This window comes from Rathayibacter rathayi, from assembly GCF_004011095.1.
Taxonomy (GTDB): Bacteria; Actinomycetota; Actinomycetes; order Actinomycetales; family Microbacteriaceae; genus Rathayibacter; species Rathayibacter rathayi.
This window is the reverse complement of record NZ_CP028129.1, coordinates 2,899,950-2,924,891: the sequence shown is the minus strand read 5'-3', so window position 1 is coordinate 2,924,891 and position 24,942 is coordinate 2,899,950. Positions and strand designations below refer to the sequence as shown.

The following is a 24,942-nucleotide window of genomic DNA, read 5'->3' as shown; positions in this document are numbered from 1 at the left end:
GCCCCGGAAGGGGCACACTACTGCGGGCGCCCGCCGTGCGACTCTGGTTGCCGATGGAACAGAACGACGACGTCACGCGCTCCGACATCGGCGGGCACGATGTCGAGCAGGCGCGGGCCCTGTTCGAGCAGTCCTACAACGGACACCGCTTCATCGTCGAGCCGAGCACCGACTTCTCGTACCGCTACACCTCCGTCGGCGACGGCGACGTCACCCTCCGCGGCAGCCAGTTCGCCGGCTCCGTGCAGGGCTCCATCCAGACAAGGGGCGAGTACGTCGTCTCGTGGCTGACCGCCGGCGAGGGAGTCACCGATCTCGACGGCGACGCAGTGATCCTCGGATTCGGGCAGCCGGCAGTCTTCGTCAACAACCGGCCCAGCCGGTTCGAGTTCCACGACTACCGGCAAAACCTCATCCACTTCGACGGCGCCTATCTCGAACGCATCGCGGAGGAGGTGGAGGGCACGACCGGTCCCCTCCTCTTCGACACCACCGCCCGACCCGAGGGCGCGGCGCTGCGACGCTGGTCGGCGACGGTCGCCACGGTCGCGCGGGTGATCTACGACGCCGACAGTTCGCCACTCCTGCGCCACGAGGCCGATCGCGCCATCGCGGTGGCGCTGCTCGAGACCTTTCCGCATACGACACTCGACACCCCCGGCGACCTCGGAGTACCCCGCTCGGGGCGGCTGCGGCTGGCGATCGAGTTCATGTACGCACACTCACATGAGCCACTGCGCACCGAGCAGATCGCCGAGGCGGCAGGCACGGGCCTGCGGACACTGCAGAGCGAGTTCCGCCGCGAGTTCGGTTTCACCGCGGTCGACTATCTGCGCCGGATCCGGCTCGACGGCGTGCGGAAGGAGCTGCGGGCGGGCGAATCCGGAATCGTCAGCGTCAGCGAAGTAGCGCGGCGCTGGGGCTTCGCGCACTTAGGCCGATTCTCGGCCTCCTATGCCCACCGCTTCGGCGAGCGCCCCAGCACCACGCTCGACTCCTGAGCGCTCAGAGATAGTCGGTCCCGCCGTCCGCATCGCCCTCGTCCTCGTCGCGGGGCTGCATTGTCGGCCGAGCGGGCTGGAGTCGGCGGGTCTTCTCGCGCATCGACTCCACCGCCTCCGGGTCATCGAGGTCAACGCCGCGATCGAGCGCCGGGCTAGTGAAAAGCTGGCTGGCCGGTCCGACCAGGAACCGGGTCTCCCCGCGCAGCCCCTCGTCCGAGAGGGACGGCACCACGACGAGGTCCGACTTGCCCACGTTGGCCAGCGCCTGGGCGTACTCGACCACCGCCGAGCACACCTGGTCACCCAGCAGCACATATCCGCTCGCGTAATACAACTTCTGCATCTCGTCCTCCCCCTGGATCACCGAAGCGCCACTCCGGCCGGTGCGTCTTTCGACGGTAGGACGGCGGCAACCCTGCTACCCACCCCTTGACGGGGGTGGGCCCGAGGGGTGCGGGTTCCCTCTTGTGCTCACGCGCTGTCTCCGGGGCCGCCGCCTGGCGAGCACCGTCCGATTTGCAGGGGATGCGCACCGGAGAGCGCTCTCCTCCGCCAGTCGGGCTCGGCGTCGTCGGGATCCCCTGCAAATCGCACCTCGGAGTCCTGCGAATCGCACCTCATCCTGCAAGATCGCAGATGGGCGTCAAGCACGCTAAGCAGCCGGGCGGCGCGGGCGCGGGGTGACGTCAGCACCGGTCGAGGCCGTACCGATCGACGTCAGCACCGGTCGAGGCCGTACGTCAGCACCGATCGCCGCCGTACGTCAGCCCCGATCGCGGACAGCGCGCGCCAGCGATTCGAGGCGCTCGCGGTACTCGGGCCACCACTCCTGGGGAACCGGCGGCAGGTTGCCGCCGGGGGTGCGGAAGCCGACCTGCCCGTCGATCAACTCGCGGACGATGTCCGCGTGGCCCGCGTGGCGGTGAGTCTCGGCGGTGATGTGGACGAGGATCCGATCCAGCGAGACCTCGCGCGTGGTCCACCAGGGCACGACGCCCAGAGCATCCAGCGGCAGTGCCGCGACCGTCGCGTCGGAGTGGACCCACACGCGGCGATACAGCGCGACCACGTCGGCGAGCGACTCGTCGGCCGTCGCCCACATATCCGCGTTCGGCTCCGACTCCTCCTCCATCCACGGCATCGGCTCGGGAAACGGCCGCCCGAACACCGCGCCGAGGTAGCCCGCCTCCGTGCCGGCCACATGTTTCACCAGTCCGAGCAGGTTCGTGCCCGTGGCGACCAGCGGCCGGCGTACGTCGTACTCGTCGAGACCGTCGAGCTTGTGCAGCAGGGCGTCGCGCCCCTCCTGCAGGTAGCGGAGGAGGGTCTGCTTCGCGTCGTCGCTCATCCCCCCAGCCTGCCGCGCCCGCCGCAGCCGCACCAGGGGTACGAGACGTGTTCAGAAAGCCGGAAGGATCGCCCCGCGGGCACCGAGATCCGCGGATCTCCTAGCCGCCGAAGCGATTCTTCCTGCGTTGTGAACCGAATCAGGCCGGAACGCCCGCCGCCGCTCGGTGAACTTCGGTACCGACGAGGCGCTGGGAGGAGGCGTCGACCGCGGCGGCGTCGCCGACCAGCTCGAGCGCCGCCTCCGTCTCGCGCGTCGCGCAGTCCGGGCCCACCCACAGCTCGACACGGCCGGGCTCGACGATCCGCACGCCTTCGCGACCAGTGAAGGCCAACCGCGCCGCCGGCACCTCAAACCGCACCTCCACCTCCTCGCCGGCCTGAAGCGGAACCCGCAGGTAGCCGAGCAGCTGCGCCACCGGCCGGGTCACACTCGCGAAGACGTCGCGGGCGTACAGCTGGACCAGGTCGATACCCGACCGCGCGCCCGTGTTGCGCACCCGCACAGTCGCCGTGAAGGATCCACCGGTCGGAGCCGACTCCGCCACCACCAGATCCGTACGGGCGAAGATCGTGTACGAGAGACCGTGGCCGAACGGCCGCACCGGCGTGCTGTCGGCCGAGGTCACGTCCGAGGGGCCGCCGAGGATCGGATGCAGGTACGAGAACGGCTGCGCCCCGGCCGAACGCGGGAGCGAAACGGGCAGGTGTCCGGAGGGAGTGATGCGGCCCGAGACGACCCCCGCGATCGCCTCGGCGCCCTCCTCCCCCGGGAAGAACGCCTGCACCACAGCGGCCGGAGCGCTGGGCCCCTCGAGCGCCCAGCCCACCGCGTAGGGCCGACCGGTCAGCAGCACGAGCACGACCGGAGTTCCGGTCGCGACCACTGCCTCGACCAGCTCGCGCTGGCGACCCGGCAGCTCCAAGCTCTCGACATCGTTGCCCTCGCCGACCGTCCCACGGCCGAACAGGCCCGCCCGGTCGCCGACGACCACGATCGCGACGTCGGAGTCGGCGGCCACCTGAACCGCCTCGGCGATCCCGGAGGCGTCCTCGCCCTCGACCGTGCAGCCCTCGGCCAGCAGGAACTCCACCGAGCCGAATTCGTCGGCCAGCGCGTCCGCGACGGTCGGGATCTCGAAGCCCAACGGCACGCCCGGGTGGTGCGCCAGCACATGGTTGGCGAAGGAGTAGCAGCCCATCAGGGCGGGCGCGCTGTCGGCGTTGGGGCCGACCAGCGCGAGGCGGCGGGGCGGAGCGAGCGGCAGCACGCCGTCGTTCGCGAGCAGCACCACCGACTCCTCGGCCAGGCGGCGGGCGATGTCGCGGTGGGCCGGCGAGTCCAGGTCGATCGACTCGGGGGCGTCGTCGAAGCGCGCGTCGAGTAGGCCGAGCCGCTCCTTCTGCGCGAGCACCCGCAGTACCGCCCGGTCGACCAGAGCGTCGTCGGTCTCCCCGGCCCGGATTCGCGCGGCCAGCGGAGCGAGGAACGCGTCGCCGGTGGGCAGCTCCACGTCGATCCCCGCGGCGAGCGCCAGTTCGGCCGCCTCGCCCAGGTCGGCGGCGACAGCGTGCATCAGGTGCAGGAACGCCACGGAGAAGTAGTCGGCGACGACCACTCCGTCAAAGCCCCAGCGTTCACGCAGCACTCCCGTGAGGTAAGCGGGCGTCGCCGCGACCGGGTCGCCGTCGATCTCGGCGTACGAATTCATCACCGAGCGGGCGCCGCCGTCACGGATCGCCATCTCGAACGGCGGCAGCAGCACGTCCGCGATTTCGCGCGGTCCGGCGTGCACCGGCGCGTGGTTGCGTCCCCCGCGGGAGGCGGAGTAGCCGACGAAGTGCTTCAGTGTCGCGTCGACGCCGGCCGACTGGAGCCCCTGCACGTAGGCGGTGCCCAGCGTGCCGACGACGTACGGGTCCTCGGCGATGCACTCGTCGACGCGGCCCCAGCGCGCGTCGCGGATCACGTCGAGTACCGGCGCCAGGCCCTGGTGGATCCCGAGTTCGCGCATCGAGCCGCCGATCACGGCGCCCAGCTCGGCCACGAGTGCGGGGTCGAAGGAGGCGCCCCACGCCAGCGGAGTCGGGAACGTCGCGGCTTGCCAGGCGGCCAGACCGGTCAGGCACTCCTCGTGCACGATCGCGGGGATGCCCAGCCGCGTCTCCTCGACGAGCCGCCGCTGCTCCGCCCACAGCCACCGCGCACGCTCGAGCGGATCGACGGGGCGCGTGCCGTAGACGCGGGTGAGCTGGCCGATCCCCTCGCGGGTCGCTTCGGCGTATCCGGTCGATGTCGCCATCTCGCCGGCGAGCGGAGCGACGACCTCGCCGCCCTGGTCGACCCAGTAGCCGACGAGTTGGGCGAGCTTCTCCTCTAGCGTCATCCGGTCCAGCAGCTCGGTGGTGCGGGCGGACGGCGCCTGGGGGTCCTCTGGTGCGTGCGGTGCGGTCACGGTGCGACCCTCTCTGCGGGTGGGGCGGCGGGCGGAGCGGCGGAGGCGGCGGCGGCCGACGCTCGGAGCGATCCGCTCATCCCTTCACCGCCCCCGTGAGCCCGCCGACGATGCGGCGCTCGAAGACGCTGAAGAAGATCAGCGCCGGAATCATCGACAGCGACACGAAGGCGAGCACCTTCGCCGTATCGACGGAGTATTGCGACGAGAACGCCTGCACTCCAAGCGGGAGCGTGAAGGTCGACTCGTTGTTGAGGATGAACAGCGGCAGCAGGTAGCTGTTCCAGCTCGCGATGAACGCCAGGATCCCCGTAGTGATCACGCCCGGCATCGCCAGGCGCACGACCATCCGGAAGAAAAAGCCGATCCGGCTGCAGCCGTCGATGAACGCCGCCTCTTGGATCTCGTCCGGGATCGCGCGCAGGAACGGCACCAGGATGATGATTGTGGTCGGCAGGCCGAATGCGATCTGCGGCAGCACCACTCCGGCGAGCGAATTCATCAGGCCAAGACTCTTGATCACCAGATAGAGCGGAGTGATCGCCACCGTCATCGGAAACATCAGGCCGGCGGCGAAGAGCGCGTAGAACACGCCTCGCCCGGTGAAGTCGTAGCGGGCCAGGACGTAGCTCGCCATCAGGCCGAGAACGACCACGCCGAGCGTGGTGGCAAGTCCCGCGATCGTGGAGTTGCCGACCTCCTGCCAGAACACGCCGCCAGTGATCACGTCGAGGTAGTTCTGCACGTTCCACGGCGAGGGCAGGCCCGCCGGGTCGGTGGTGATCTGCGCGTTCGTGCGGAAGCCGCCGAGGATGATGTACGCCACCGGAGCGAGCATCAGCGCGATCACGACGATCGCCACGAGGTAGGCGATCGTGGTGCCGCGGCCCAGCGGCTGCTTGCGCCGCTTCACGGCCAGAGGCCGCGGGGTCTGGGGAGTGATCGGCGGGGCCGTCATCGTCGTGCCGGTCATCGCTTGTCTCCTGTCAGTGCGCCCGCCGTGTCGCGCCGGAGCACGAAGCGCTGGTAGAGCAGCGCCACCACGAGCGAGATCAGGAACAGGACCACCGCGACGGCGTTCCCGTATCCGTAGTTGCCGGCATTTCGGCCATTGGTGACCAGGTAGATCGCCATCGTCGAGGTGCCCGCGGTCGAGGACACGTACTGCCCCCAGATGATGTAAACCAGGTCGAACAATTGCAGAGCGCCGATGATCGACAGGAACGCCCAGATCCGCAGGGTCGGCGCGAGCAGCGGCAGGGTGATCCGCCGCTGCACTTGCCAATAGGAAGCCCCGTCAATCGCCGCCGCCTCCGAAAGCTCCTCGGGAATGCCCTGGAGCCCGGCGAGGAAGAGGATCACGGCGAAGCCGATGTACTTCCATGTGATGATCAGCATCAGCGTCCAGATCGCGATCGCCGGATCCGAGAGCCAGTCCTGCGTCAGCGCACCGAGACCGATGTTCTCGAGCAGCCCGTTGACCGCTCCGCTGGTCTGGAGCATCAGGCTCCAGCCGGTGCCGACGACGACCTCCGAGATCACGTACGGCACGAAGATCAGGACCCGGATGAACGACTGCCCGCGCAGCTTGCGGTTCAACAGCAGCGCCAGGAGGATCGCGACCGGCCCCTGGAGCACCAGCGAGAGCACCACGATGATGCCGTTGTGGGCGAGAGCGTCATGGAAGGTCGGGTCCTGCAGGATCGTCAGGTAGTTGCGGAAGCCGACAAAGTCTGTCGGGACGCCGTAGCCCTGCCAGCTGAAGAAGCCGTAGTAGGCCGCCATCACGACCGGGAAGATCACGAAGGCGAGGAAGACGATCAGCGCCGGGCCGACCAGGAGCGCGATTTCGAAACGCCCCGCCCAGCCCACGCTGCGGCGGCGCCGGCGCACCGGAGGCGTCGAGGTGACGCCTCCGGTGCGCTCGGTCCCGCGGGGCTCATCCACTCTGAGGAGCGGGCTCTCGCGGAGTGCCACGGTGACTACGCCTTTGCCGCGGCGGCGTTGACGGCCTCGACCAGCTGCTCGGGGTCGCTCTTGCCTGCGAGGAGGTCGACGACTCCGACGTTCAGCGCGTTGCCGACGTTGAGGCCGTAGACGGTGTCGAGCCACTGCGAGACGTACGGCGCCGAGTTGTAGGCGGCGAGGATCTGCTGGAGGTACGGCTCGGTAACCGCCTCCTGCGCCACGGTGTTCACCGGGGGCGCGTTGAAGGCCGCGTAGTACTCCTTCTGCACGTCGGCGGTGGCCAGGTAGTTGAGGAAGTCGACGCACTCGTCGGGAGCACCCGCCGAGCAGGAATAGCCGTCGACGCCGCCCATGATCGCGCCGGCCTCGCCGTCGCCGCCGTCGATCTCGGGGAAGGGGAACCAGCCCAGGTCGGGCAGCGGCTGCTCGTCGGGGGTGAGCGAGGCGATCACGCCCGGGTCCCACGCGCCCATCAGCTCCATCGCGGCCTGGTGGTTGGCGAGGAGGCCGGCCGAGCTGCCCGCGCCCTGCTGGGCCGCGGTGGTGAGGAAGCCCTCGTTGAACGGCTCGGTCGCCGCGAAGTCCTGCAGGTCCTGACCGGCGCGGACCCAGCACTCGTCCGAGAAATCCTTCGTGTCGGCCGCCTGCGCCATCGTGTCCGCGCTGCACTGGCGCAGCGCGAAGAAGTAGTACCAGTGCGCGGCCGGCCAGGCGTCCTTCGCGCCGAGTGCGACGGCCTGAGCACCGCTGCCCTTGATCTTCGTGATCGCGGAGTCGAGCTCGTCGATCGTCGTCGGAGTCTCGGTGATTCCGGCGGCGGTGAAGACGTCCTGGCTGTAGAAGAGACCGCCCGGGAGCACGGCGACCGGCATCGCCCACACTTTGTCGTCGAGGGTGTTCGCCGAGAAGGAGCCCTCGGGGATCTCGCTGCGCGCCTGGTCTGAAATCCCTCCGGTGAGGTCCTTCAGCTGACCGCCCGCGACCATCGCCGCGAGCTTGCCTCCGCCGCGCTGGAGGAAGATGTCGGGAGCGTCGCCCGAGTTGAGCGCCGTCTGGAGCTTGCCGTCGAGGTCCTCGTTCTGAATGGCCTGCGACTCGATGCTCACTCCGGGGTTCGCGGCCTCGAAGTCCGTGATGGTCTTCTCCCAGAACTCCTGGCCGGGGCCCGTAGTGGAGTTCTGCCAGAGGGTCATCGCGACGGTGCCGTCGCTCGATCCCGAATCCTGGGCCGAGCAGCCGCTGAGGGCCACGACTGCGCCGAGCAGGGCTGCTGTCGCCACTGCGATCTTCCTGAACTTCATCGTCCAACCGTTCTCTTCATCGAGGGCGCCGTCTGGTGCGCCGGCACCGTGAGGGTTTCCGCCTGCGCGGGTGGAGTCAGTGTCCGCAGGGGTTGCGAATGTAGTCAAACGTTTTCGAAATGGTTTTCCAAGGAGGGGTTATCGTCGGGATCATGACCGCGCGACCCACCATCCACGACGTCGCCGCCACGGCCGGAGTCTCGGTGGCGACGGTGTCCAAGGCCGTGAACGGCCGCTACGGGGTCGCGCCCGCCACTGCCACGCGCGTGCTCGAGGTGGTGCGCGAGCTCGGCTACGAATCGAGCCTTGTCGCGAGCAGCATGCGCTCCCGGCGCACGGGCGTGATCGGTGTGCTCGTCGCCGGGTTCGAGCCGTTCAGCGCCGAGATCCTGAAGGGCGTCGGGTCGGTGCTGGCGGAGTCGCGCTTCGACCTGCTCGCCTACTCCGGCTCGCACGAGGGCGAGCAGGAGGGCTGGGAGCGGCGCTCGCTGAGCCGCCTCAGCGGCACCCTCATCGACGGCGCGATCCTGGTCACGCCGACCGTGGTGAGTGCCCCCTCCGACATCCCCCTCGTCGCCGTCGATCCGCACACCGGCCGCGCCGATCTGCCGACCGTCGAGTCCGACAACTTCGGCGGCGCCCTGCTCGCCATCCGACACCTGATCACGCTCGGGCACCGCCGCATCGGCTTCGTCGCGGGCCGCGGCGACCTCCGTTCGGCGCGGTTGCGCGAGGCCGGCTATCGAGCGGCGCTGGCGGAGGCAGGCATCGCCTTCGACGAGCGCCTGCTGCGGGTGGGCAACTACCACCGCGATACCGCGCGGCGCCCCGCGTCCTCGCTGCTGTCGCTTCCGGATCGTCCGACCGCCGTCTTCGCCGCGAACGACGTCTCGGCACTTGCGATCATCGAAACCGCCGCACACCTCGGGCTCGCCGTCCCGCACGATCTCTCGGTGGTCGGCTTCGACGACGTCCCCGAGGCCGCCCGCTTCGACCCACCGCTGACGACCATCCGCCAGCCCATGCAGACCCTCGGCGCGACTGCCGCCGAGATGCTGATCGCCCTGATGTCCGGCCGCGAACCCCGCTCGCTACACGTACAACTACCGACGCAGCTCGTACGCCGGGCGACGACCGGGCCACCGGCATGAGCGACCTCGACGACCTCGTGCGGTCGCGAGAGGAGTGGCTCGCCGACATCGACGAGGCGCGCACGGAGTACCACGCAATCGACCACGTCGAGAGCGCCCTCTCGGGCGGCGCCGCGCATCCGGTGCTCACCTCCCGCACGATCACCGGGGCGACCATCGGCCGCCTGCACGCGACCTGGCGGCTCCAGCTGACGAGCCGGCTCATGCGCCGCGAGGCCGGATGGGTCATCACGCGGACGGTGGTAACGAGCTGGTGACCTCGCCGAGCGTGATCGTCATCCGCTCGCGCCCCCACAGACGGGCCATTTATGAAGCGGCATAGGCTTGGTAGAACCTTGCGCACCGTAGACGACGTTGCTCACGAACCGACTGCGCGAGCTGTCGACACGACCGACCACCGCGGCCACTGCGTAGCCCTTTCTCTTCGTGCTCGCCAATCGACTGCCGGAGTTCGAGCAACAGCACACCCGTCGAGGACCGCACGATCGGCCAAGATGTCAATCGCGTCATCCGGCAGTCGCTTCACCATGATGAGACCCTCAATAACGATCCTGCGGAATATGAAATTATCTACAAATTGATCCTAAAACCTCTAGCGGGGTTGAGCGCCTCCCTACCGAAGGCTCTTGCCTCATTCTTCGACGCGGTGGCTTGTACACATGCCGTCAACTCGCTGACATCACCGGTGGCGGTTTCGTCTGGTGAGCGCGCCGTCCTGTTTGCCGCTGCGGACCAGCTAAGCAGCCACGACGGCAATCACGGCGCCTACAAACCATCCAGTGCATCGAAGGGGCGCCTCGCCGGACGTCAGAGACCCGCCTGGCCGTGCTGAACGTCGGTGGTGCAGGGCAAGATGGTCGAGTGACTCTCGATGCGCGTGATCCTCTCGATAGCGTCTCCCTCCGGAAGGCGCGCGGTGCTTTCTTCACGCCTCCCACGATCGCGGCATTCGTGGCGGGCTGGGCTGTTCGCACGACGCACGACGTCGTGCTCGAACCGTCCGCGGGCGACGCCGAGTTCCTAGTGCACGCCGTGACCCGTCTGCAAGACCTCGGCGCCGTCGAACCGCATGTGTATGGCGTTGAGCTGCACCAGCGGAGCGCCGAGGTCGGCGCCGAGAGGATCTCCGACGCCGGCGGTAGCGTGAATATGACCGTGGGCGACTTTTTCGACACCCCAGCGACCGCGCGCTACTCGGCCGTCATCGGGAACCCTCCATACATCCGGTTCCAGGACTTTGCTGGCAACTCGCGCGCCAAAGCGCGCGCGGCAGCTCTGCGCGGCGGCGTCGCGCTCTCTGGTCTGGCCTCATCGTGGGCAGCGTTCACAGTGCACGGCGCCCTGAGCCTGCGGGCCGGTGGACGCCTCGGCTACGTCCTTCCGGCGGAACTCCTGCACGCAAATTATGCCGCTCCGGTGCGGCAGTTCCTGTTCGAAAACTTTTCGAGCGTGGACCTCGTGCTATTCGACAAGCGGGTGTTCGCGGAGGCAGAGACCGAAGCACTGCTGCTGCTCGCCGATGGCTACGGCGGTTCCACCGATCACGCCCGCATCCGTCAAGTGAACGACGCCGACGCGCTGGCCCAAGACATGCCTGCAGCGGCGACCTGGACCCCGACCAACCCATCGGGGAGATGGTCCGGGTCGACGGTGAGCCCGGAGGCGGCCGGCATTTACGCGAAGCTGATCCTCGGCGGCTCGTTCACGGCTCTGAAGGCCTGGGGCGAGACGACGCTGGGAATGGTCACCGGCAACAACAAGTACTTCGCGCTCAGCCCTGACCGGGTGGCTGCGCTTGGGCTGCTGCCTAGCGAGGTCCTCCACCTCTCTCCGCCGGGATCGAGCCATCTGCGCGGACTCGAATTTTCGACTGACGCTCACGCAGACTTGGGACGCGCGGGGAAGCGGACGATGCTGTTCCGCCCAGCTGGGGATCCCTCTAACGCCGCCCTCGCGTATATCACCCAGGGCGAAGCGGACGCCGTCCACACCGCTTATAAATGCCGGGTACGAAAGGACTGGTGGCGGGTACCTTTGGTCGCTCAGGCCGACATGCTGCTGACGTACATGAATGCCGACACTCCGCGCCTGACGACCAACAGTGCCGGTGCCCTACACCTCAACTCTGTTCACGGCGTCTACCTCGCGGCTGAGCACAAAAAGCTCGGCCGCGAAGTACTGCCCGTCGCCGCGCTGAACTCGGTCACGATGCTTGGCGCGGAGTTCACCGGTCGTGCCTACGGCGGGGGCATGTTGAAGATGGAACCCGGCGAAGCCGACCTGTGGGCAGTCCCATCCCCCGCAGTGGTCGGCGATGCGAGGGAGGAACTGCTCGCGATCCGGCCGCAGGTCGCGGGGAACCTCAGCAGGGGGAACCTCCTCGACGCGGCGAAGCTCGTGGATGACGTCCTCCTCGTCAGCGGGCTCGGCATGAGAAAATCGGACGTGGCAGAGGTTCGGGCCGCCCGGGCTGCGCTTGCAGGGCGACGGGAAGCGAGGAGCCGACGTGGTAACGGTTGACGACCTGCTGGTAGCCGCAATCCGCTCCTGCGGGTCGAAGCCCGGAGACGAGGCGGCACAGGCGACTAAGAAGAACTATAACGAGAAGCTCTCGGCGGCAGTCGCCTTAGCGGTCTCGTCCGAGTTGCGTGCACGAGGCATGGACGGTGCACGACCGACCGGACCGGGTGAGTCCGGAGCGAGCGGCGCGGAGCGACGGCTCGCGGGCGGCATCGGCGCAAAGAAAGTCGACGTCACATGGGCCACCGAAGAGTCGGGCCTGATCCTCGCCGTCAGCGTTAAGACGATCCTCTTTCGCGACGGCAAGACCATGAACTTCCAAAAGAACCTCACGAACCGCCGCGCCGACCTCCTCAACGAGGCTGTCACCCTGCATAGACGCTTCCCCTACGCCGTGCTGGCCGCGCTGCTCATCTTCGACGTCGGCGCTGAGAGCGACGGCACCGAGAGACGCAAGCCGACGTTTCTCAACGCCGGCCCCCGACTCCGACTCTTCACTGGCCGTCAGGACCCGGCGGGGCGTGACGAGCAGTACGAAAAGTTTTACGTACTCCTCGCTGACCTGAACGACAGCGCACCTTCGATCCGCGCGTTCGAGGCGAACGACCTCACGACCGAAGTGCCACTGACGGAGGCGTTCGACACTCTTGTCGCTCTGATCGGTGAGCGGAACTTCGACCTGTACGAAGGGCTCGACGGCCACGTTACGAAAGCCTGACTGCAATCCGTATGGCCGGCCGGCGGCCGCGAAATGTATTGCCATCACTGCCCAGTTCGCCCGCGAGGCCGGTCGGCGGGTCGCGGGATGGCGGCCCCGATCACGGTTCGTACCGTGTCCAACTGCGACCCTCGGGTGGGTTGTCGACTGGCGAGTCGTGGACTCTACTGACACGACACTCGGATTCGAGAGCTCGATATGACGACATCCTGCGCACAGTATTACTCGATCGGCAGTCGTAGGAGATTCAATTGAACCTTCCAGCACCGACCGCGGCACCCGTTCGGGTGCGCTCGTGATCGAACTGTGGATCATTCAAGGTTCGACGATATCTAAGAATTTCCTCAGGTCGATCCTGAACTTCCTAGCAGAATTGAGCCCCACCCTACGGGGGCTTTGATGACCTCCCCCAAACAGAGAATGGTGGGCTACTGAAGGAACTTCCATCAAATTCTCTGAGAGGAAAGAACCTGTGAAGCCACACGTCGAACTCACACTTGTCGAGCGCGCCAAGGCCATCCGCGCGACCATCGCTGCTCCTACCGCCGCCCGGACGCTCACGGCTCGAGCGGTCATTGCGTCCGCATTGGCGGTCGGGATCGGGCTATCAGGGTCGGCGGTGGCGAACGCGGCGCCCCCGCCCACTGGATATCCCACGAGCGAGGTCCTCGCCACCGCGGCACACCCGAGCCTCGGGAAAATTCCGCTTCGACGCGGGTTCTACGACGCGGACAGCGGACTCGGTTGGGGACTCGACAAGGCCTGGAACAAGTACAACATCTGGAGTGTTGAGGCTCAGCGAAGAGTCATGATGTCGACGAATTACACTCAGAAGGAAGACGGTCGATATTCGCTTGTCGCTTACGCGGGGAGGTACGTGTGCGACAACGACACCTGCAAGCTGACTGACCGCCGGAAGCTGATCGGCGTGTACAACCCTCACGAGTTCACCACGTACGATGGGTGGCCCGTTGACGGCGTGCTCGGCTTGCAGAACATGTATTGCGAGAATGGCGGCAAGGAGAAGTGCCCAGACTGGGTGACTTATGCGATTTTGAACCACAGGGTCAATAACCCGCACGAGGCCTCGTTGGATGAAGCACAATCGCAGGGGGATTCTTCGACGCCCGGGCCCGCGGAGGAGGGGCTGACGCCGCAACAGGAGGCCAGCCAGTCGAGCATTCTGCACGATCAGGAGATCCAGTCGCTCCAAGCAGAGATCAGCGCGGGCACGACCCAGGCGCAGTTCTCCTATCAGCCACTTCCGGAGACGATTTCCGCGAAGTAGCCGACGCTGGTGGCGGGCCGATCCCTCGACCCGCCACCACGAAAAGATCGCCGATGACCGAGATGACCGATGCGGAGCGTGTTGGGGACGCACTCGTGAGCGAGGTCCGCGACTGATCGGGCGGCGAGTCCGATTCCCTCCTCATGCCAGAGAGGAGGATCCGGAATCGACAGGTGCCGATGCAGCCGAGGACAGGGCGGAGCATCGTGGCGCACTCGCCGAACGCGCACGGCGTGCCGACGGAATTCTGCGGGTGGGGATCCCCGCGGCCGATGCTCTCCCGACACCTCCAGGCCGGAGATTGCCACCGAGCGAAGGCTGAGACACAGCCACGCCCCCACCTCGCCCGTAGCGCGACACGACCCACCCCGCGCTTCGCACCCACTAAGTTCTGATGGAGGACCGCTGTGACCGCAACTCCCGTTTTCCGCCGAATCGCGATCGCGCTGGTCGCGGTCGTGTCGTTCGGAGCGGCGGGTGCCGCGCCGGCATTCGCCCTCGACCGGCCGGCCTCCGATCCCCGCACGGACAGCGCCCTCTCTCCCGAGACGACCCGTGACTTCCTCGGCGGACCCGTCATCTCCCCCTCCACCTCGGTCGGCTACGGCGGCGCGGTCTCCTCCGTCGACGCGAACGCGAGCCGGGTGGGCCTCGACGTCCTCAAGCGCGGCGGCAATGCCGCGGACGCCGCGGTCGCGACGGCCGCCGCTCTGGGGGTGACCGATCCCTACAGCGCCGGCATCGGGGGCGGCGGGTACCTGGTCTACTTCGACAAGGCGACCGGCGAGGTCAGCACGATCGACGGGCGCGAGACCGCGCCGACCGGCATCACCCCGGACGCGTTCATCAATCCGGCGACAGGCGCTCCCTACACCTTCAGGCCGGACCTCGTCTCCTCGGGCGTTGCGGTCGGCGTCCCCGGAACGGTGGCGACCTGGGACGCCGCCGTGAAGCGCTTCGGCAGCCTGCCGCTCTCGGCCGTGCTGGCGCCGTCGATTGCCCTCGCGGCGACGGGCTTCACGGTCGATGACACGTTCCGCAACCAGACCCTCGACAACCGTGAGCGGTTCCAAGCATTCCCCGACACGGCGAAGCTGTTCCTCCCGGGCGGTGATGCCCCGACGGTGGGCAGCACCTTCCGCAACCCCGATCTCGCGACGACGCTGACCTCCATCGCCGTCAACGGTCCGAGCGCGTTCTACGGCGGCACGCTGGCCGCCGAGATCGCCGACACAGTCCAGCACCCGCGGGTCGCCGCCGGATCGGCCCTCCCCGCCCCGGCCGGCTCGATGACGGCCGCCGACCTCGGCGCCTACTCCGTGATCGACCAGGCGCCCACCCACGTCTCCTACCGCGGACTCGACGTCTACGGCATGGGGCCCTCCGCCGCGGGAGGGCTCGCGGTCGGCGAGGCGCTGAACATCCTCGAGAACCACCACCTCAGCGCGGACGACCCCGGCAGCGCTCTGCACCTCTACCTCGAGGCGTCCGCCCGCGCCTTCGCCGACCGCGACGCCTTCGTCGGCGACTCGGCGTTCTCTGACGTGCCGACCGAGACGCTCCTCAGCAAGGAGTTCGCAAAAACCCGGGACTGCACGATCGACCCGAGGACGGCGTCCGTGCGCCCGGTGGCGCCCGGCGCTCTTGCGGGACCCGGATGCTCGATCGCACCCGCCGTGAAAGAGCAGGACACGGAGAACATCTCGACCACCCACCTCTCCGTCGTCGATAGGTGGGGCAACGCCGCCTCCTACACACTGTCGATCGAGCAGACCGGCGGCTCGGCGATGACCGTCCCCGGACGAGGCTTCCTCCTCAACGACCAGCTCACCGACTTCTCCACAACCTTTGTCGACGGGGACCCGAACCGGATCGAGCCGGGCAAGCGTCCGCGCTCGTCGATGGCGCCGACGATCGTACTCAACGGCGGCAACGTCCGGTTCGTCGTCGGCTCGCCGGGAGGATCGACGATCATCACGACGGTGCTCCAGACGCTCGTGAACCGCATCGACCTCGGCATGTCGCTCCCGGAGGCAGTGGCGGCGCCGCGCGCGTCCCAGCGCAATACCGCGTCAACCTCGGCCGAGCCCGAGTTCATCACGGCGTACGCCGACCTCCTCGCCCCCTACGGCGAGCACTTGACCCCCTCGGGCGACCCCCACACCTCGGCCGCGAAGATCGGCGCGGTTGCTGCGATCGAGGTCGATCCCGCGGGCCGGATGACGGCGACCGCCGAGCCTGTGCGGCGCGGCGGCGGGGTGGGGCTGGTGGTCTGTCCGGAGAAGTGACGCCGCTCTGACCCCACGCCCCGCCGCCCGGAAGGCGCTCGCTCAGCAGACCTACGGAAACTCCCGCGCCCCCCTTCGCCGAGCGCTTCCCCGCCTCTATCGTGGAGCCGTTCCCCACCCACTCGGGGAGACACCACCTGGAATTCGATCCCGGGCTCGGGATCGACCTGAACACGGAGGTTCGATGATGCCGTTTGTGACTACGGACGATGGCGTGGAGATCTACTACAAGGACTGGGGCAGCACCGACGCGCAGCCGATCGTGTTCCATCACGGCTGGCCGCTGTCCTCCGACGACTGGGACGCGCAGATGCTGTTCTTCCACGCGCGCGGCTACCGCGTGATCGCGAGCGACCGCCGCGGCCACGGACGCTCCAGCCCAGTCGGCACCGGCCACGACATGGACCACTACGCCAGCGACGTGAACGCCGTGGTCGAGCACCTCGACCTGCGCAATGCTGTCCACATCGGCCACTCGACCGGCGGTGGCCAGGTCGCCCGCTACGTCGCGAAGTACGGCGAGCCGCAGGGCCGCGTGGCCAAGGCGGTCCTCGTCTCGGCAGTGCCGCCGCTGATGGTGCAGACCGAGGCGAACCCCGAGGGCACTCCGATCTCCGTTTTCGACGGCTTCCGCGACGCGCTCGCGGCGAATCGCGCCGAGTTCTTCCACGCCGTCGCCTCCGGACCGTTCTACGGCTTTAACCGGCCCGGCGTCCAACTCTCCCAGCCGGTGGTCGACAACTGGTGGCGTCAGGGCATGACCGGATCCGCGCTCGCGCACTACGAGGGCATCAAGGCCTTCTCCGAGACGGACCAGACCGAGGACCTGACAGCCATCACCGTCCCCGTCCTCGTCCTGCAGGGCGACGATGACCAGGTTGTGCCCTACGAAGACGCCGCGCTGAAGCAGCACGAGCTGCTCCAGAACTCGACCCTCACGATCTACGAGGGCTACCCGCACGGCATGCTGACCGTCCACGCCGACGTCATCAACCCCGACCTGCTGGCCTTCATCCAGGAGTAGCGGGATCCGCGACGCGCGGCGTCTCCTCGACGGCGGCCTGCGGCTCGCCGTGCCCCAGATCGCGGAGACGCCGCAGCAGCGCCCGCGCCACCCTGTCGTTCTCGCGGAACGACACCGCATTCGTCCGCGACCGCGAGAACGCGCCGACGAACGGCGCATCGGTGCACGGCCCGATCGCGTACCTCCGCCCTGCACGGTCGCCGGCGACCGAGCACAGCAGGGCATCGTCCCTCGTCGCCACGCCCGCCTCCGAGAGAGCGAGTAGCTCGTCGAGGCGATACGCGGGCGGGCTGCTCGCCAGGGAGCTGAACCAGCCGCGCCACCAGCCGTCCAGGTCCTCGATGCGCGAGCGCGGCGTCCACTCGACCGAGGCGGCGAGGTCGGCCAGGAGGAACTAACTGCGCAGGACCGCGAGGAACAGGCCCGTCCTGGCGCCGAGCTCGGGTGCGTTCGTGGCGAGGCGTTCGAGCACGCCCACCGCCGGGGGCCACCGACGCTGATTGCGAATCAGTGCGCCTGCTCCTCAGGTGCTGCCGTGGCTCCACCGTGCTCGAGACAGCCATCAGTCAGCTTGGAGGGGGGATCTGTGTGGCGGCAGGCGACGAGGCACCGGCGGGCGGCCCGTGCGCACGACGCGAGCGCGCGAAAGATGACCATCTTCGATTTCCCATGTGAGTATGGTCACTTCGGCAGCGATCCTCACTGAGACTGTCGGGCATGTCGACTTCCTCTGACGAGCCCGACCTCGACCACGACTGGGCGCAGTACGCGCGCGAACTCGGCATCAGGATGCATCGCGCCCGCATCGCGAAAGGCCTGAGCCAGCAGAGTGTCGCCGATGCAGCGGACCTGGCCGGCTACACCTACCAGAAGTTTGAGAAGGGCGAGTCGAAGCCGGGGTCGCCCGCCAATCCGACGCTGCGCACGCTGCTCGCCCTCTGCGCGGTCCTCGACGTGGAGCTGACCGACCTGCTCCCGCCGAATCCGCTGCGCAACTGACCGGGCAGCGGCGATCCGGCCCGAGTTCCGCGCCCGATGTTCGGCGAATATCTGGGCGTGACCGCTCAGCTCGTAAACTCCTCCGGCCAGCCCAGCGCGGCCAACGACCGGCGCACCCGCTCAATGTCCTCCTCCGAGGGCAGCTCCGCGGTCAGTCCGGCGATCGCAGTGCCCACGTCGGCGCGGGAGGCGGGAGCGTCAGCGGCCAGACCGGTAGCCACCTCGGCCACCTCCTCGTCGCTCAAGCGGCGGCGGAGTAGCGCCAGCAGCGGCACGAAATCCTGCTCGGGCAGGCCGGCGGGGTAGCCGGCCCGCAGCCAGCGGACGATGCGCGTGACCAGGCCGTCGCGGGGGTCTGGCTCGGCGAGCAGCTCGGGACCCGCCAGTGGCCAGCCCGCGTTCGCGAGGTGTGAGGACACGCGGGCGACGTCCTCCGGCATCGCCGGACCGAGGAGCAACTGCTCGATCCGGTCGCGCACGACGGCGCGCGAGACGACGGTCTCAGCCCGCTCCGACTCCGACAGGAGCCGCGCGACGACCTGCTCCACCTCGTCCGTCGTCAGGCTGCGGCGCAGCAGGCCCAGCAGCGGCAGGTAATCCTGCTCTGGCACTCCCGACGGGTAGCCCGCGCGCAGCCAGCCGACGACGCGGGCGACGATCCCCTCCCGCGCCGCGATCGGATCCGTCGACGCCATGCTCAGCCTTTGGGTGCGAACGTCGGGATCATGTGCTCGAAGCTCACCGATTGGCCGAGGCCCGTCGCGATGATGACGCTCAGACCGATGACCACGGAGCCGACGACCAGGGCGAAGCAGAGCGCGCCGATCCCGCGCAGCAGCGGGGCAGGCAGGCCGCTGCGTCGCGCGGGAGGAGCACCGGCCGCGAGAGCACCGGCACCGACGGCACCGGCACCTGAGGCGACCGCGAACGAGCGGACACCGACGGCGAAGAGCACGGGCAGGCCCGCTCCGAGGAGCACGGCGACGAGGGCCACCTGGCCGGCGGCGGAGAGGAAGAGGGAGAGCACGGTGCGGGTCCTTTCGCTCAGACGCCGGCGGTCTCGGGCGCGGGGCGTGCCGCCGCGTCCTGCCACTCGTCGTTGACGTTGTGCGCGCCGATGCTGTCGCGGCGCGAGCGGATGTAGATGAGGGAGGCGACGGCGACGAGGACCGCGGCCATCAGCAGGCCACCGGCCGCGCCACCGACGAGGTGGCCGATCCACCACATCACGGCGCCGACCAGGGCGGCGGCCGGCAGGGTGATGACCCACGCGATCACCATGCGCAGCGCCACTCGCCAGCGGACCTGGGCGCCGGGGCGGCCGACTCCGGAGCCGAGGATCGAGCCGGTCGCGACGTGCGTGGTCGAGAGGGCGAAGCCGAGGTGGCTGGAGGCGAGGATGACTGCGGCGGAGGCGCTCTCGGCGGCCATGCCCTGCGGAGTGTTGATCTCGACCAGGCCCTTGCCGACGGTGCGGATGATCCGCCAGCCGCCGATGTAGGTGCCGAGCGAGATGGCCAGTGCGCAGCTGAGCTTGACCCAGAACGGAACCGACCCGGTGTCACTCCAGCCGCCGGCCGCGATCAGCGCCAGCGTGATCACTCCCATCGTCTTCTGTGCATCGTTGGTGCCGTGCGCGAGCGAGACGAGGGAGGCGCTGCCGATCTGGCCGATGCGGAATCCACGGTGCAGGCCCTTCTCGGCGAGGTTCCCGATCACGCGGAAGACGAGCCAGGTGCCGACCGCCGCAACTGCTCCGGCGAGCACGGGCGACATCAACGCCGGGAGGATCACCTTGCCGACGACGCCGTCAAGCCTGGTGCCGTCACCGGCCCAGTTCACGCCCTTGAGGCCCAGGCCCGCGAGGGCGGAGCCGATCAGGCCGCCGAAGAGGGCGTGCGACGAACTCGAGGGCAGGCCGAGCAGCCAGGTCAGCAGGTTCCAGACGATGCCACCGATCAGGCCGGCCAGCACGATCAGCAGCAGAGCGGATCCGCCGCCCTCCAGCAGCGCCGGGTCGGGTGCGCCCGAGGAGTCCTGGATCTTCACGACCGCGTTGGTGACGGTCAGCGCCACCTCGATGCTGAGGAACGCCCCCACCAGGTTCAGCGACGCCGAGAGGGCGACCGCGGTGCGGGGTTTCAGGGCACCGGTCGCGATGGACGTGGCCATCGCGTTCGCCGTGTCATGGAAACCGTTGGTGAAGTCGAAGGCGAGGGCCGTGACGACGACGAGCGCGAGCAGGAGGAAGGGATCCACGCAGACATGATGCTCCGGTCCCAGGAGCCTCTCCGGCCTGGCGGCGAGGCTTCACCCAGTGTTCACCTGGCGTTGCACGGTTCACCTGGCGTCGTACGGTTCACCTGGCGTTGCACGGTTCACCTGGCGTTACGCCCGCCCGATTAGCCTGTGCGGATCCTCAGACGGGCGGGTTGTCCGGCGCGTTTTCAGGCGGGTTCTGAGGAGGCCGAGCGGGGCAGCGGCGGGGTGAGGTCGGTGGTGTGTGCCGGGTCGACGTCGGGGGTCGGCTCGTGCTCGCGGTCGGGCGGGGTCGAGTCGGGCGGGGTCGAGTCGGCTGCGGGCGGCTCGGGCTGGGCGCCGGGTAGCGGCGGAGTGAGGTCGAGGGCTCCGACCGCCGGCTCCGCGGCGCGCTTCGGAACGGAGGAGCGGCTCTCGGCCGCGGCCACCTTCTTGGCGGTCTTTTCCTGGGCACGCTTGAGCTTCTCGGTCTGCTCGGCGAGCTTGCGAGCCTTCTTCCGGAGCTTCTTGCTGGAGTCGCGCACCGCCTCGTGCGCCGCGCGCACCGACTTCTCGGCCTTCTTCAGCGCCTTCTTCGCGCGCTTGTGCGCCGCCCTGTCGCGTGCGTCTTTCTCGTTCCCGGCCATGTCCGCTCCTCCACTCATCGACCGCGCCGGCCGACGCCCCCACGCTACCGACGCCCCCGCCCGCGCCCCTCCCCCTCCCCCTCCCTCCCCCCTCCGCGAGATGCCACTTATGAGGCCGACACGCCGTACCGGAGCGTCATAAGTGGCATCTCGCGGAGGGGGACGAGGGGCGCCTCGGCTCCGGAGTCGCGGCGACGGTGGCCGATGTGATCGCCCTCCTCGTCTTCACCGCGCACCGCTGACCCCGCCCCGCGACCGGTGCCCCGCTCGGCCGAACGAGGCAAACACGCGGGATCGAGAGCGGATCGAGGCGGGCAACCACTTGACTCCGGAGGTTTTTCTCAGCCCGGCAGCGGCGGAACGCAGGTAGTTTGGAGGGCCGCAGCGGCATGGCCGCGCAATCACCCCCACCCCTCCCGACGTTCGCCTCCCCCGCCGAGCGCCGACAGACCTGGAATCCCTCTGCATGCACCGTTCGTCTCGCGCCTCGACTCCCTCCCCCGCAGGAGCCGAGACCGGCACCCCGTCCGCCCTGCCGACCCGTCGTTCCCTCCGTGAGCAGGAGTCCCACACTCGCCGCGCCTCCCGCAGGTCGTCGCGCCCCCGCGTCTCCGCCGTCGCCGCGATGACCCTCGTGGCCGGCATCGCGGTCACCTCGACGATGCCTGCTTTCGCCGTGGGCGGCACCGCCGACTCCAAGCTGACGCGCGACACGTCGAGCGCCGTCGCCGCAGCCCGCCCGCAGAGCTTCGTCGCCGCCGGAGTGGTGCAGCAGAGCGTCACCCGCGACGCGTTCGCCGCCGAGGCCAAGCCCGAGGTCCTCGTCCCCATCGCGTCCCTCGACGCGATCACCGCCACCTCCGGTGAGTCGACGGCCGCCGCAGCGGGCGCGTCGGGCGCGTGGGTCGTGCCGATCTCCGGTCACATCAGTAGCGGCTACGGTCCGCGCCCTGACGCCCCCGTCGCGGGCGTGAACCTGTTCCACAAGGGCACCGACCTCGCCGGTGCCTGCGGCACCCCGGTCCTCGCGGCCTCCAGCGGCACCGTCGAGGAAGCGTCGTACCAGGGCAGCTACGGCAACTGGATTCTGCTCGACAACGGTGGCGGCATCGAGACCGGCTACGCGCACAACAGCGAGCTGATGGTGTCGGTCGGCGACACGGTCACCGCGGGTGAGGTCATCGCCCTGCGCGGCTCGACCGGCGCCTCCACCGGCTGCCACCTGCACTTCGAAACGCGGGTCGACGGCGAGGCCGTTGACGCCGTCCCCTTCATGGCCGAACTCGGCGTCCCGATCGGCTGACGTCTCGGAGTGACGGCTCCAGTACCGACAAGTCGCAGCGGTCGCTCTCGGTCACCACACGATTTCCGCGTCCTCGCGGGGTCTCATCCGGGGGCCGTGCGCGGGCCGGTGGAGACGGCGCCCGACCAGTGCGCGTCGTCCGGGACCGTCGTCACTCTGATCTCCGCGTCCTGATCGACCGCGATCTGCATGCTGCCCGTAGTGCCGCCGTCGGCACCGGTGCGCGTGGTGTTCGGGCTGGAGAACCAGGACGATCCGCTCGTCATCAGCCCGACGACCTCGATCGTGACCTCGGCGTCCTCCGTGTCGCAGGCGACGGAGACGGTGATGTGCAGCGGTTGACCGCTGAGGTTCACGGTCTGCGGATCGACGGCGCCGATCCGGTCGGTCCAGGTCACGGCCGCGCTCGCGCCCTCCGGCAGCGTCACGGGTCCGAGCGGAGCGACGTATGCCGGAGCGGCGGTCGTCCCGTCCCCCGCTTCGTCGGCGCCCCGCGCACATCCGCCGAGGGCCGATCCGGCGAGCAGTGCCGACACCCCCAGCACTGCCGCTCGGCGCGCCCCAGGGCGCCGAGCGGTCGAGCGCAGGCCTGTCGTTGTCTTGGTGTCCATCGTTGTTCCCCCTGTCCACTGGCATCCCTCCCGTCTAGCCGGGCCCGCGCGGCGGTCGCACGCACTCAGCGGCGGTTGCCAGGGTCGGGATCGGTGGTGCTCGGCCGATCGACCGCGGCGACACTCCCCGGCGGCACATTCAGCCCCAGCCAACAGGTGTGGCATATCGTGGAACTAATTGCATGCAGGCGCATGGATACGGACTCGCCGACCGCGCGGCCTCCGAGCCCATCCCTCTTCGAGCAGGAGTCGTCATGACCACCACCAGCCCTCGCTTCACCGACCGCGTCGTCCTCACCACCGGAGGCGGATCCGGCCTCGGTCGCGCCGCCGCCGTCCGCCTCGCCCAGGAGGGCGCCCGCCTCGCCCTCGTCGACCTCTCCGAGCAGGGCCTCGCCGCCACAGTGGAGGCGCTACCCGAGGGCACCGAGTCGATCAGTATCGTCGCCGACGTGTCGAAGGAGGCGGACGTCGACGCCTACGTCGCCCGCACCATTGAGCGCTTCGGGCGGATCGACGGATTCTTCAACAACGCCGGCATTGAAGGCCGCCAGAACCGCACCGAGGACTTTACGGCCGACGAGTTCGACAAGGTCGTCGCGATCAATCTCCGCGGCGTCTTCCTCGGCCTCGAAAAGATGCTGAAGGTCATGCGGGAACAGCGCTCCGGCATGGTCGTGAACACGGCGAGCGTCGGTGGGATCACCGCGATCGGCAACCAGTCCGGCTACGCGGCCGCTCAGCACGGCGTCGTCGGCCTCACCCGCAACTCCGCGATCGAGTACGGCGAATTCGGCATCCGCATTAATGCGATCGCCCCCGGCGCCATCTGGACCCCGATGGTCGAGAACTCGATGAAGCAGCTCGACCCCGAGAACCCGCGCAAGGCGGCCGAGGAGTTCATCCAGGTCAACCCGACCAAGCGCTACGGCGAGGCCGACGAAATCGCCTCCGTCGTCGCGTTCCTCCTCTCGGACGACGCCTCCTACATGAACGCGACCGTCCTCCCCATCGACGGCGGCCAGTCCATCAAGTACTGAGGGCCCGCCCGCGCGGAGGCGGTGGATCGGCGTCACCGCGCGGCACCCCTCCCCCGCCGGAGGAGCGACTCCGTCACGACGATCGCGACCGTGGAATAGCAGCAGACGGGGATCATGACGACGAGAGCGGTGAGCACTGTGGTCCCGTCGGCGGCGCCGAATCGGTCGGCTATCACGGCGACGACGAGGACCACGCCGAGGAGACACAGCACGGACGCAAGCCAGAGCGCCGGCCAGGGCGCTCGTCCACGTAGCACGTAGTAGGGAGCGCCGGCCGTCAGCAGGCAGGCGACCGTGACCGACGCCGCGAGGGCCAGTGGCTTCACGGCGTCGATCGCCTGCCACTCCGTCCCGCGCGGCGAAAGCAGGAGAAGCACCAGGGTCGCGAGGACGGCAATCATCGCACCGACGGCCACAAGCACACGAGCGACAGCCAGAGAAGCACGTAGGTCGGGCGCCTTGTCCCTCGTGGGCATTAATACTCCTCGCTTATCGCGTAGTTATCGAGAGCGCACGCGGCCTCGATTAAACAGTGAAACCCTTGATTGTCCCGCTGGGAGACGGTCGTCCAAATTCAGAGGATCCGGGAGCAGTCGAGGCGGAGTGAGGGACGCTTTGGATAACAACTTTGACCGGCCAGCCTCCTCTCCCTTCGGCGAAAACAACGCGCTCCCCTGCCTCATTCGAGTCGGAGAGCACTGAGAGCGCTTCCCCCGTTGTTGTATTTATATGGGAATCCTGCCCTACCCGAAGCGCAATAGCCTTGTCGGTCGCAGCCTCCTGCGCATGCGCAGATTCTGTTAGCGACACGATCGAGCAACCGATTACCGCTACCACACCCAGCCCCGCCGCTATCCGTCGCCACATATTTTCACCGTTCATCCCTCCAAAAATGGGTTTTTGTTACTAACGGGTGAGAAGTTATCCCGTTGAGGGTGTGTTCGCAAAGCCCGAAGAGGGGGGGCGAACCGCGCGCATCTCTCGGGGTGTGTGGGCAGTCGCTCCGCCCGTGGCCAGCCGCGGCACGACAAGCAGAAGT

At 68.6% G+C, this 24,942-nt stretch carries 24 protein-coding genes; 11 read left to right on the top strand and 13 right to left on the bottom strand.

The features are described 5' to 3' along the window. Positions 1 to 53 precede the first annotated feature (53 nt). Complete coding sequence (locus tag C1O28_RS14115) at positions 54 to 1,001, top strand: helix-turn-helix transcriptional regulator (RefSeq protein ID WP_104262095.1); 948 nt, start codon at positions 54 to 56, stop codon at positions 999 to 1,001. Between the two features lie 4 nt (positions 1,002 to 1,005). Here C1O28_RS14115 and C1O28_RS14110 read toward each other — a convergent pair whose 3' ends face one another. The 6 genes from C1O28_RS14110 to C1O28_RS14085 form a co-directional block, all read right to left on the bottom strand. Further along, positions 1,006 to 1,347 (bottom strand): hypothetical protein, encoded by a 342-nt coding sequence (locus C1O28_RS14110; protein ID WP_127821548.1) that lies wholly within the window; start codon positions 1,345 to 1,347, stop codon positions 1,006 to 1,008. 420 nt (positions 1,348 to 1,767) lie between these two features. Next, complete coding sequence (locus C1O28_RS14105) at positions 1,768 to 2,352, bottom strand: DinB family protein (RefSeq protein ID WP_097166809.1); 585 nt, start codon at positions 2,350 to 2,352, stop codon at positions 1,768 to 1,770. A 139-nt stretch (positions 2,353 to 2,491) separates the two neighbouring features. Then, positions 2,492 to 4,738 carry a beta-xylosidase/alpha-l-arabinosidase gene (locus tag C1O28_RS14100; RefSeq protein WP_097166914.1) on the bottom strand — a complete coding sequence of 749 codons (2,247 nt, stop codon included), beginning with the start codon at positions 4,736 to 4,738 and terminating at the stop codon, positions 2,492 to 2,494. A 145-nt stretch (positions 4,739 to 4,883) separates the two neighbouring features. Then, positions 4,884 to 5,780: a carbohydrate ABC transporter permease gene (locus C1O28_RS14095; RefSeq protein ID WP_097166808.1), complete on the bottom strand. Its 897-nt coding sequence runs from the start codon at positions 5,778 to 5,780 to the stop codon at positions 4,884 to 4,886. Further along, the gene (locus tag C1O28_RS14090) at positions 5,777 to 6,754 is read right to left on the bottom strand and encodes a carbohydrate ABC transporter permease (RefSeq protein ID WP_181024673.1); all 978 of its coding nucleotides are present in this window, start codon (positions 6,752 to 6,754) and stop codon (positions 5,777 to 5,779) included. Before C1O28_RS14090 ends, C1O28_RS14095 begins: the two co-directional genes overlap by 4 nt. Positions 6,755 to 6,789: 35 nt before the next feature. After that, on the bottom strand, positions 6,790 to 8,076 hold the full coding sequence (locus tag C1O28_RS14085) for an ABC transporter substrate-binding protein (protein ID WP_097166806.1): 1,287 nt from the start codon (positions 8,074 to 8,076) through the stop codon (positions 6,790 to 6,792). Between the two features lie 152 nt (positions 8,077 to 8,228). Between C1O28_RS14085 and C1O28_RS14080 the strand changes: the two genes are divergently transcribed. The 7 genes from C1O28_RS14080 to C1O28_RS14050 all read left to right on the top strand — a co-directional run bounded on the left by C1O28_RS14080 (position 8,229) and on the right by C1O28_RS14050 (position 17,065). Continuing rightward, positions 8,229 to 9,227 (top strand): LacI family DNA-binding transcriptional regulator, encoded by a 999-nt coding sequence (locus tag C1O28_RS14080; RefSeq protein WP_097166805.1) that lies wholly within the window; start codon positions 8,229 to 8,231, stop codon positions 9,225 to 9,227. Then, on the top strand, positions 9,224 to 9,484 hold the full coding sequence (locus C1O28_RS14075; protein WP_097166804.1) for a hypothetical protein: 261 nt from the start codon (positions 9,224 to 9,226) through the stop codon (positions 9,482 to 9,484). The genes C1O28_RS14080 and C1O28_RS14075 overlap by 4 nt, the downstream gene beginning before the upstream one ends. Positions 9,485 to 10,052: 568 nt before the next feature. Next, entirely contained in the window at positions 10,053 to 11,747 is a 1,695-nt protein-coding gene (locus C1O28_RS14070) for an Eco57I restriction-modification methylase domain-containing protein (protein WP_244210525.1), read from the top strand. Next, complete coding sequence (locus tag C1O28_RS15770; protein ID WP_237398065.1) at positions 11,734 to 12,465, top strand: hypothetical protein; 732 nt, start codon at positions 11,734 to 11,736, stop codon at positions 12,463 to 12,465. The genes C1O28_RS14070 and C1O28_RS15770 overlap by 14 nt, the downstream gene beginning before the upstream one ends. Positions 12,466 to 12,937: 472 nt before the next feature. Then, positions 12,938 to 13,753 carry a hypothetical protein gene (locus C1O28_RS14060; RefSeq protein WP_097166802.1) on the top strand — a complete coding sequence of 272 codons (816 nt, stop codon included), beginning with the start codon at positions 12,938 to 12,940 and terminating at the stop codon, positions 13,751 to 13,753. Between the two features lie 407 nt (positions 13,754 to 14,160). Next, positions 14,161 to 16,041: a gamma-glutamyltransferase gene (ggt, locus tag C1O28_RS14055; protein ID WP_419866655.1), complete on the top strand. Its 1,881-nt coding sequence runs from the start codon at positions 14,161 to 14,163 to the stop codon at positions 16,039 to 16,041. Positions 16,042 to 16,228: 187 nt separating this feature from the next. Continuing rightward, positions 16,229 to 17,065, top strand: a complete 837-nt coding sequence (locus tag C1O28_RS14050) for an alpha/beta fold hydrolase (RefSeq protein ID WP_097166911.1) — start codon at positions 16,229 to 16,231, stop codon at positions 17,063 to 17,065. Here the strand turns inward: C1O28_RS14050 and C1O28_RS14045 are convergent. Next, positions 17,052 to 17,306 carry a hypothetical protein gene (locus C1O28_RS14045; RefSeq protein WP_097166801.1) on the bottom strand — a complete coding sequence of 85 codons (255 nt, stop codon included), beginning with the start codon at positions 17,304 to 17,306 and terminating at the stop codon, positions 17,052 to 17,054. The genes C1O28_RS14050 and C1O28_RS14045 overlap by 14 nt on opposite strands. Before the next feature lie 476 nt (positions 17,307 to 17,782). Between C1O28_RS14045 and C1O28_RS14040 the strand changes: the two genes are divergently transcribed. Then, the gene (locus C1O28_RS14040) at positions 17,783 to 18,064 is read left to right on the top strand and encodes a helix-turn-helix domain-containing protein (RefSeq protein ID WP_097166800.1); all 282 of its coding nucleotides are present in this window, start codon (positions 17,783 to 17,785) and stop codon (positions 18,062 to 18,064) included. A 65-nt stretch (positions 18,065 to 18,129) separates the two neighbouring features. On the opposite strand, the gene C1O28_RS14035 is transcribed toward C1O28_RS14040, so the two are convergent. From C1O28_RS14035 to C1O28_RS14020, 4 genes are all read right to left on the bottom strand, one after another. Then, positions 18,130 to 18,759, bottom strand: coding sequence for a DUF3349 domain-containing protein (locus C1O28_RS14035; RefSeq protein WP_097166799.1), 630 nt, complete (start codon positions 18,757 to 18,759; stop codon positions 18,130 to 18,132). A 2-nt stretch (positions 18,760 to 18,761) separates the two neighbouring features. After that, positions 18,762 to 19,091 (bottom strand): hypothetical protein, encoded by a 330-nt coding sequence (locus tag C1O28_RS14030; protein WP_097166910.1) that lies wholly within the window; start codon positions 19,089 to 19,091, stop codon positions 18,762 to 18,764. 17 nt (positions 19,092 to 19,108) lie between these two features. Continuing rightward, complete coding sequence (locus C1O28_RS14025; protein WP_097166798.1) at positions 19,109 to 20,323, bottom strand: inorganic phosphate transporter; 1,215 nt, start codon at positions 20,321 to 20,323, stop codon at positions 19,109 to 19,111. Between the two features lie 188 nt (positions 20,324 to 20,511). Then, positions 20,512 to 20,949 (bottom strand): hypothetical protein, encoded by a 438-nt coding sequence (locus tag C1O28_RS14020; protein ID WP_097166797.1) that lies wholly within the window; start codon positions 20,947 to 20,949, stop codon positions 20,512 to 20,514. A gap of 466 nt (positions 20,950 to 21,415) precedes the next feature. Here C1O28_RS14020 and C1O28_RS14015 point away from each other — a divergent pair, with 466 nt between their 5' ends. Further along, positions 21,416 to 22,252, top strand: a complete 837-nt coding sequence (locus C1O28_RS14015; protein WP_097166796.1) for a M23 family metallopeptidase — start codon at positions 21,416 to 21,418, stop codon at positions 22,250 to 22,252. An 83-nt stretch (positions 22,253 to 22,335) separates the two neighbouring features. Here the strand turns inward: C1O28_RS14015 and C1O28_RS14010 are convergent, their stop codons facing one another. Then, positions 22,336 to 22,863, bottom strand: coding sequence for a hypothetical protein (locus C1O28_RS14010; RefSeq protein WP_127821547.1), 528 nt, complete (start codon positions 22,861 to 22,863; stop codon positions 22,336 to 22,338). A 254-nt stretch (positions 22,864 to 23,117) separates the two neighbouring features. On the opposite strand from C1O28_RS14010, the gene C1O28_RS14005 reads away from it, so the two are divergent. After that, the gene (locus tag C1O28_RS14005; RefSeq protein WP_097166909.1) at positions 23,118 to 23,903 is read left to right on the top strand and encodes a glucose 1-dehydrogenase; all 786 of its coding nucleotides are present in this window, start codon (positions 23,118 to 23,120) and stop codon (positions 23,901 to 23,903) included. Positions 23,904 to 23,935: 32 nt separating this feature from the next. On the opposite strand, the gene C1O28_RS14000 is transcribed toward C1O28_RS14005, so the two are convergent. Further along, positions 23,936 to 24,379 carry a hypothetical protein gene (locus C1O28_RS14000; RefSeq protein ID WP_104249182.1) on the bottom strand — a complete coding sequence of 148 codons (444 nt, stop codon included), beginning with the start codon at positions 24,377 to 24,379 and terminating at the stop codon, positions 23,936 to 23,938. Positions 24,380 to 24,942: the final 563 nt, after the last annotated feature.

Excerpts from the sequence above, each read along its gene's own strand:
- C1O28_RS14115 (WP_104262095.1), top strand. The coding sequence starts at position 54 with ATGGAACAGAACGACGACGTCACGCGCTCCGACATCGGCGGGCACGAT.
- C1O28_RS14110 (WP_127821548.1), bottom strand. The coding sequence starts at position 1,347 with ATGCAGAAGTTGTATTACGCGAGCGGATATGTGCTGCTGGGTGACCAG.
- C1O28_RS14105 (WP_097166809.1), bottom strand. The coding sequence starts at position 2,352 with ATGAGCGACGACGCGAAGCAGACCCTCCTCCGCTACCTGCAGGAGGGG.
- C1O28_RS14100 (WP_097166914.1), bottom strand. The coding sequence starts at position 4,738 with ATGACGCTAGAGGAGAAGCTCGCCCAACTCGTCGGCTACTGGGTCGAC.
- C1O28_RS14095 (WP_097166808.1), bottom strand. The coding sequence starts at position 5,780 with ATGACCGGCACGACGATGACGGCCCCGCCGATCACTCCCCAGACCCCG.
- C1O28_RS14085 (WP_097166806.1), bottom strand. The coding sequence starts at position 8,076 with ATGAAGTTCAGGAAGATCGCAGTGGCGACAGCAGCCCTGCTCGGCGCA.
- C1O28_RS14080 (WP_097166805.1), top strand. The coding sequence starts at position 8,229 with ATGACCGCGCGACCCACCATCCACGACGTCGCCGCCACGGCCGGAGTC.
- C1O28_RS14075 (WP_097166804.1), top strand. The coding sequence starts at position 9,224 with ATGAGCGACCTCGACGACCTCGTGCGGTCGCGAGAGGAGTGGCTCGCC.
- C1O28_RS14050 (WP_097166911.1), top strand. The coding sequence starts at position 16,229 with ATGCCGTTTGTGACTACGGACGATGGCGTGGAGATCTACTACAAGGAC.
- C1O28_RS14040 (WP_097166800.1), top strand. The coding sequence starts at position 17,783 with ATGTCGACTTCCTCTGACGAGCCCGACCTCGACCACGACTGGGCGCAG.
- C1O28_RS14035 (WP_097166799.1), bottom strand. The coding sequence starts at position 18,759 with ATGGCGTCGACGGATCCGATCGCGGCGCGGGAGGGGATCGTCGCCCGC.
- C1O28_RS14020 (WP_097166797.1), bottom strand. The coding sequence starts at position 20,949 with ATGGCCGGGAACGAGAAAGACGCACGCGACAGGGCGGCGCACAAGCGC.
- C1O28_RS14015 (WP_097166796.1), top strand. The coding sequence starts at position 21,416 with ATGCACCGTTCGTCTCGCGCCTCGACTCCCTCCCCCGCAGGAGCCGAG.
- C1O28_RS14010 (WP_127821547.1), bottom strand. The coding sequence starts at position 22,863 with ATGGACACCAAGACAACGACAGGCCTGCGCTCGACCGCTCGGCGCCCT.
- C1O28_RS14005 (WP_097166909.1), top strand. The coding sequence starts at position 23,118 with ATGACCACCACCAGCCCTCGCTTCACCGACCGCGTCGTCCTCACCACC.
- C1O28_RS14000 (WP_104249182.1), bottom strand. The coding sequence starts at position 24,379 with ATGCCCACGAGGGACAAGGCGCCCGACCTACGTGCTTCTCTGGCTGTC.